This window comes from Variovorax sp. 20P10.2.4 (assembly GCF_058244205.1).
Genome location: NZ_JBZAYE010000433.1, coordinates 1 through 6,324, shown reverse-complemented (window position 1 = coordinate 6,324; position 6,324 = coordinate 1). Strand labels below are relative to the sequence as shown.

The 6,324-nt window shown below is 70.4% G+C and carries 4 protein-coding genes and 1 pseudogene; 4 read left to right on the top strand and 1 reads right to left on the bottom strand.

Going from position 1 to position 6,324, the window contains the following annotated elements:
• From AC27VN_RS29390 to AC27VN_RS29375, 4 genes and pseudogenes are all read left to right on the top strand, one after another.
• Positions 1-327, top strand: a pseudogene (locus tag AC27VN_RS29390) (glycogen debranching protein GlgX); the annotation flags it as partial.
• Positions 328-428: 101 nt separating this feature from the next.
• Complete coding sequence (gene glgC, locus AC27VN_RS29385) at positions 429-1,757, top strand: glucose-1-phosphate adenylyltransferase (RefSeq protein ID WP_093350512.1); 1,329 nt, start codon at positions 429-431, stop codon at positions 1,755-1,757.
• An 8-nt stretch (positions 1,758-1,765) separates the two neighbouring features.
• Complete coding sequence (gene glgA, locus AC27VN_RS29380) at positions 1,766-3,265, top strand: glycogen synthase GlgA (protein ID WP_490878826.1); 1,500 nt, start codon at positions 1,766-1,768, stop codon at positions 3,263-3,265.
• A 49-nt stretch (positions 3,266-3,314) separates the two neighbouring features.
• Positions 3,315-5,798: a glycogen/starch/alpha-glucan phosphorylase gene (locus tag AC27VN_RS29375; protein WP_093350509.1), complete on the top strand. Its 2,484-nt coding sequence runs from the start codon at positions 3,315-3,317 to the stop codon at positions 5,796-5,798.
• A gap of 18 nt (positions 5,799-5,816) precedes the next feature.
• Here AC27VN_RS29375 and AC27VN_RS29370 read toward each other — a convergent pair whose 3' ends face one another.
• The gene (locus AC27VN_RS29370) at positions 5,817-6,284 is read right to left on the bottom strand and encodes an ExbD/TolR family protein (RefSeq protein ID WP_296775226.1); all 468 of its coding nucleotides are present in this window, start codon (positions 6,282-6,284) and stop codon (positions 5,817-5,819) included.
• Between the last annotated feature and the right edge of the window lie 40 nt (positions 6,285-6,324).

The following is a 6,324-nucleotide window of genomic DNA, read 5'->3' as shown; positions in this document are numbered from 1 at the left end:
CGCTGGCTGCGGCCCGACGGCACACCGATGCAGCCGCCGGACTGGGAAGGCGGCACGGCCCTTGCAATCCTGTTCGGCAGCCTGGAGGCAGGCACCGCCAAGGAGACACCGACATCGACCACCACCCCAGCGACACCGAAGGCAGCGCCGGCCTGGCTGCTGCTCGTGAACGCGGGCGCGCAGGCGCAGCCGTTCCGCCTGCCGCCCGGCGCTTGGCACTGCGTCCTCGCCAGCGACCCCGCCATCGACCCGGGCCCCGAGCCCTCGGCCGTGAACGTTGCCGAGGTCGCGATACCGCCCTCGAGCCTCTGGATTGCAAGAACGTAGGAGCCTGCGCCGCGCGGCGGTGCTAGTGTGCAAGGGCCCGAGCGGGCACAGGCACACACAGAAACTCTGACGACACACGAACGAACGAACGGAGACACAGGATGGATCACAAGACACCCGCGGCCGCCCCCGGCACGCCGCTGCAATCGCACCAGCTCGTGCGCCGCACCATCGCGCTGGTACTGGCCGGCGGACGCGGCTCCCGGCTCAAGCAGCTGACCGACCGGCGCGCCAAGCCGGCCGTGTATTTCGGCGGCAAGTTCCGCATCATCGATTTCGCGCTCTCCAACTGCCTCAACTCGGGCATCCGGCGCATGGCGGTGGTCACGCAGTACAAGTCGCATTCGCTGATGCGCCACCTGCAGCGCGGCTGGAGCTTCCTGCGCGCCGAGCTCAACGAGATGGTCGACGTGCTGCCCGCGCAGCAGCGCATGGGCGACGAGCACTGGTACCGCGGCACGGCCGACGCGGTCTACCAGAACCTGGACATCATCCAGACCCGCTCCACGCCGCACGACTACGTGGTGGTGCTCGCGGGCGACCACATCTACAAGATGGACTACTCGATCATGGTCAAGGACCATGCCGAGAGCGGCGCCGGCTGCACCGTGGGCTGCATCGAGGTGCCGCGCATGGAGGCCACGGCCTTCGGCGTGATGGCGATCGACGACAGCCGCCGCATCACCAGCTTCCTCGAGAAGCCGGCCGACCCGCCCGCGATGCCCGGCCACCCCGACGTGGCGTTGGCCAGCATGGGCATCTACGTGTTCGATTCGGCCTACCTCTACAAGCTGCTCGAGGAAGACAGCCGCGACCCGAACTCCAGCCACGACTTCGGCAAGGACATCATCCCGCGCGCGGTGGCCGAGGGCCGGGCGCTCGCGCATCCCTTCGGCATGTCCTGCGTCACGCGGGCCTCGCGCGGGCCGGGCGCCAAGGCCTACTGGCGCGACGTGGGCACGATTGATGCATTCTGGGCGGCGAACCTCGACCTCGCGTCGATCACCCCGGAGCTGGACATCTATGACACCGACTGGCCCATCTGGACCTACCAGCGGCAGCTGCCTCCGGCCAAGTTCGTGCTCGACCGCGACGGCCGCCACGGCATGACGGTCAACACCATCGTCTCGGGCGGCTGCATCGTCTCGGGCTCGCAGGTCAGCAGCTCGGTGCTGTTCTCGGGCGTGCGCATCCACTCGTTCTGCACCGTCCACGAAGCGGTGCTGCTGCCCGACGTGGAGGTCGGGCGCGGCTGCCGGCTCAGCCGCGTGGTGATCGACCGCGCCTGCGTGATCCCCGACGAGATGGTGATCGGCGAGGACGCCGAGGCCGATGCCGCGCGCTTCGAGCGCACGGAAACGGGCGTGGTGCTGGTCACGCGCGAAATGCTCAAGCGGCTGGCGGAGCGCTCCGCGGCGCCCGCCGCCTGATGCCGCCGATGAGAGTCCTCCAGGTCAGCGCCGAACTCTTTCCCCTGCTCAAGACCGGTGGCCTGGCCGACGTCGCCGGCGCGCTGCCGCTCGCGCTGATGGCCGCGGGCCAGGACGCGCGCGTGCTGCTGCCGGGCTTCCCGGCCATCGTGGCGGGCGTGCGCGGGCTCGCACCGGTCGCCGCCTTCGCGGCGCCCTGGGGCGAGCGCTTCGGGCTGCTGCAGGGACGCATCGAGATCGACGGCGCGCCGCCGATCCCGGCCTACGTGGTCGATGCGCCCGCGCTGTTCGACCGGCCCGGCAATCCCTACGAAGACGCCGACCGCCAGCCCTACGGCGACAACCACCGGCGCTTCGCGCTGCTGGGCTGGGCCGCGGCGCAGCTCGCGCAGGGGCTCGATCCGGCCTGGCTGCCCGAGGTGGTCCATGCGCACGACTGGCACGCGGGCCTCGCGCCGGCCTACATGGCCTTCGCGCGCGGCGCCGACGGGCCGCGCGTGGGCAGCGTCTTCACGGTCCACAACCTCGCCTACCAGGGCCTGTTCGCGCCCTGGCACTTCCCCGAGCTCGGCCTGCCGGCACCGGCCTTCCAGATGAACGGGCTCGAATACCACGGCCAGCTCTCGTTCATGAAGGGCGGGCTCGCCTATGCCGACCGGCTCACCACCGTGAGCCCGACCTACGCGCGCGAGATCCAGACGCCCGACCAGGGTTGCGGCCTCGACGGCCTGCTGCGCCAGCGCGGCGGCGTGCTCGACGGCATCCTCAACGCGGTCGACGACCAGGTCTGGAACCCGGCCGCCGATCCGGCGCTGGTGCAGGGCTACCAGACGCCCGAGGGCCGCCACATGGCGGGCAAGGCGCGCTGCAAGTCCGTGCTGCAGCACCAGCTCGGGCTGGCCGCGCGGCCCGATGCGCCGCTCTTCATCCTCGTGAGCCGGCTCACCGAGCAGAAGGGGCTGCGCCTGGTGCTGCAGGGCCTCGACGCGCTGCTCGCGCAGGGCGGCCAGCTCGCGCTGCTGGGCAGCGGCGAAGCCTGGCTCGAAGACGCCTTCCGCCAGCGCGCGGCCGCCGCGCCCGACGCGGTCAGCGTCACCATCGGCTACAACGAGACGCTCGCGCACCAGCTCTTCGGCGCGGGCGACGTGACCCTCGTGCCCTCGCTGTTCGAGCCCTGCGGCCTGACGCAGATGTACGGCCTCAAATACGGCAGCCTGCCGCTGGTGCGCCGCGTCGGCGGGCTGGCCGACACGGTGGTCGACAGCACGCTCGAGGACATGGCCGGCGGCGAGGCCACCGGCTTCGTGTTCGACCGTTTCGACTCGGCGGACTACGATCGCGCGGTGCGCCGCGCCTTCGCGCTGTATCAGCGCGCGCCCGACTGGCGGCGCGTGCGCGGCCACGCGATGCGGCGCCCCGCCGACTGGGCCACCGCGGCCGCGCAGTACGTGGCCGTGTACCGTCAGGCGCTGGCCGCGGCCCAGGCACCGACGCCCCTGCCCCACTGAAGAAGGCGCAGGGCATCCGTTCAACCCGCAGACACAAGACACACCCACCATGACGATCGAAGACTTCGCCTACGACCATCCCGACCGCGATGTCGCGGCCTTCAAGCGCGCCGTGGCCAACAAGCTGATCTACGCGGTCGGCAAGGACCCCGTGGCCGCGAGCCAGGACGACTGGCTCTACGCCACCGCGCTCGCGGTGCGCGACCAGCTGGTGGAGCGCTGGATGGCGACCACGCGCGCCAACTACGCGCAGGACCTCAAGCGCGTGTACTACCTGTCGATGGAATTCCTGATCGGGCGCACCTTCACCAACGCGCTGCTCGCGGTCGACCTCCACGCCACCGTGCGCGACGCGCTGGCCGACTTCGGCGTCGACATGGAGGCGCTGTCCGAGCGCGAGCCCGACGCGGCGCTGGGCAATGGCGGCCTCGGCCGGCTCGCGGCCTGCTTCCTCGACTCGATGGCCACGCTCGGCGTGCCGGGCATGGGCTACGGCATCCGCTACGAGTACGGCATGTTCCGCCAGCGCATCGTCGACGGCCAGCAGGTGGAGACGCCCGACTACTGGCTCACGCGCGGCAACCCCTGGGAATTCAAGCGGCCCGAGGTCAACTACCGCGTGCGCTTCGGCGGCCGCGTACAGAAGCGCGAGGGCACCAACGCGCCCTACGGCGCGGCCGACTGGGTCGACACCCACGACGTGCGCGCCGTGGCCTACGACACCATCATTCCCGGCTACGGCACGCAGGCCACCAACACGCTGCGCCTGTGGTCGGCGCGCGCCACCGAGGAGATCGACCTCTCGGCCTTCAACCGCGGCAACTACATGGCGGCGGTGGAGAGCAAGAACCACTCGGAGAACGTCTCGCGCGTGCTCTACCCCGACGACTCCACGCCCTCGGGCCGCGAGCTGCGGCTGCACCAGGAGTACTTCTTCTGCAGCGCCAGCGTGCAGGATCTGCTGCGGCGCTACCTGCGCAACCACACCAGCTTCGACCGGCTCTCGGAGAAGGTCAGCATCCACCTCAACGACACCCACCCGGTGCTCGCGGTGCCCGAGCTGATGCGCCTGCTGCTCGACGAGCACGGCCTGCCCTGGGACACGGCCTGGGCCCACACGCAGAAGGTGTTCAGCTACACCAACCACACGCTGATGCACGAGGCGCTCGAGACCTGGCCGGTCGAGATGCTCGGGCGCATCCTGCCGCGCCACCTGCAGATCATCTACGACATCAACGCGCGCTTCCTCGCCACCGTGACGCAGACGCACGGCAACGACGTCGAGCTGATGCGCCGCCTCTCGCTGGTCGACGAGGCCGGCGAGCGCCGCGTGCGCATGGCCTACGTGGCGGTGCTCGCGAGCCACTCGATCAACGGCGTGTCGGGACTGCACTCGGAGCTGATGAAGCAGTCGATCTTCGCGGACTTCGCGAAGATCTTTCCCGAGCGCTTCAACAACAAGACCAACGGCGTCACGCCGCGGCGCTGGCTCGCGCAGGCCAACCCGCCGCTGGCCGCGCTGCTCGACCAGCGGCTGGGCAAGGGCTGGCGGCGCGACCTCTCGCAGCTCGAGGCGCTGCGGCCGATGGCGGCGCAGCCGCCCTTCGTGCGCGCCTTCCGCCACGCCAAGCGCGAGAACAAGCTGCGGCTGGCCAACTGGATCGAGCAGCACATGAACATCGTGGTCGACACCGACGCGATGTTCGACGTGCAGGTCAAGCGCATCCACGAGTACAAGCGCCAGTTGCTCAACGTGCTGCACGTGATCGCGCGCTACCACCGCATCCTCGACGCCCAGGCCGCGGGCGGCAGCGTCGACATCGTGCCGCGCGTGGTGGTGTTCGCGGGCAAGGCGGCCTCGGCCTACGTGATGGCCAAGCAGGTGATCCGCCTCATCAACGACGTGGCCGCCACCATCAACGCCGACGCGCGCGTGGGCAAGCTGCTGAAGGTGGTGTTCCTGCCGAACTACAGCGTGAGCCTGGCCGAGATCATCATGCCGGCGGCCGACCTGTCGGAGCAGATCTCCACCGCCGGCACCGAGGCCTCGGGCACCGGCAACATGAAGTTCGCGCTCAACGGCGCGCTGACCATCGGCACGCTCGACGGCGCCAACGTCGAGATGCGCGAGAACGTCGGGCCCGAGAACATCTTCATCTTCGGCAACACCACGCCCGAGGTGGCCGAGATCCGCGCGCGCGGCTACCAGCCGCGCGACATCTACGACGGGAACGAGGAGCTGCGGCGCGTGCTCGACGCGATCCGCGACGGCGCCTTCTCGCCGGCCGAACCGGCGCGCTACCAGGGCATCTACGACGCGCTCGTGAACTGGGGCGACCACTACCTGCTGCTGGCCGACTACGCGAGCTACGTCGCGAAGCAGGCCGAGGTCGATGCGCTCTACCGCGACGCCGATGCCTGGACGCGCACCGCGATCCTCAACGTGGCGGGCATGGGCGCCTTCTCGTCGGACCGCACGATCGCCCAGTACGCGCACGACATCTGGCAGACCAAGCCGGTGGTTCTGGGCTGAGCCCGGCGCCGGCCGGCTTCAGCGCGGCGTCGTCGGCGGCGGCGCCTCGGTGACGAAGCCGATGCGGCTCAGGCCCGCCTTGTTGGCGATGCCCATCAGGGCCACCACGCGGCCGTAGGGCACGGTCTGGTCGGCGCGCAGCTGGACCTCGGTGTCCTTGCTGTCGGCGGCGGCCTTCTCGAGGCGGGTCGCAAGTTCCTCGTCGGTCACGGGCTGGTCGTTGAGGAAGGCCTTGCCCGCCGGGTCGACCGACAGGCTCACGAACTTCGGCGTGTCGTTGGGCTGGCCGGCATCGGTCTGCGGCAGGTCGAGCTTGATCGAGCTGGCCATCAGCGGCGCCGTGATGATGAAGATCACCAGCAGCACCAGCATCACGTCGACCAGCGGCGTGACGTTGATGTCGGACAGCGGCCGCTGGCCGCCGGCACCGGTGGCACGGCCACCGCCGGCGGAGCTGCTGCCGAGCGAGGTGCGTCCGAAGGCCATGGGGGCGAAGCGGTTCAGACCGGCATCGGCCGCGCGGGCG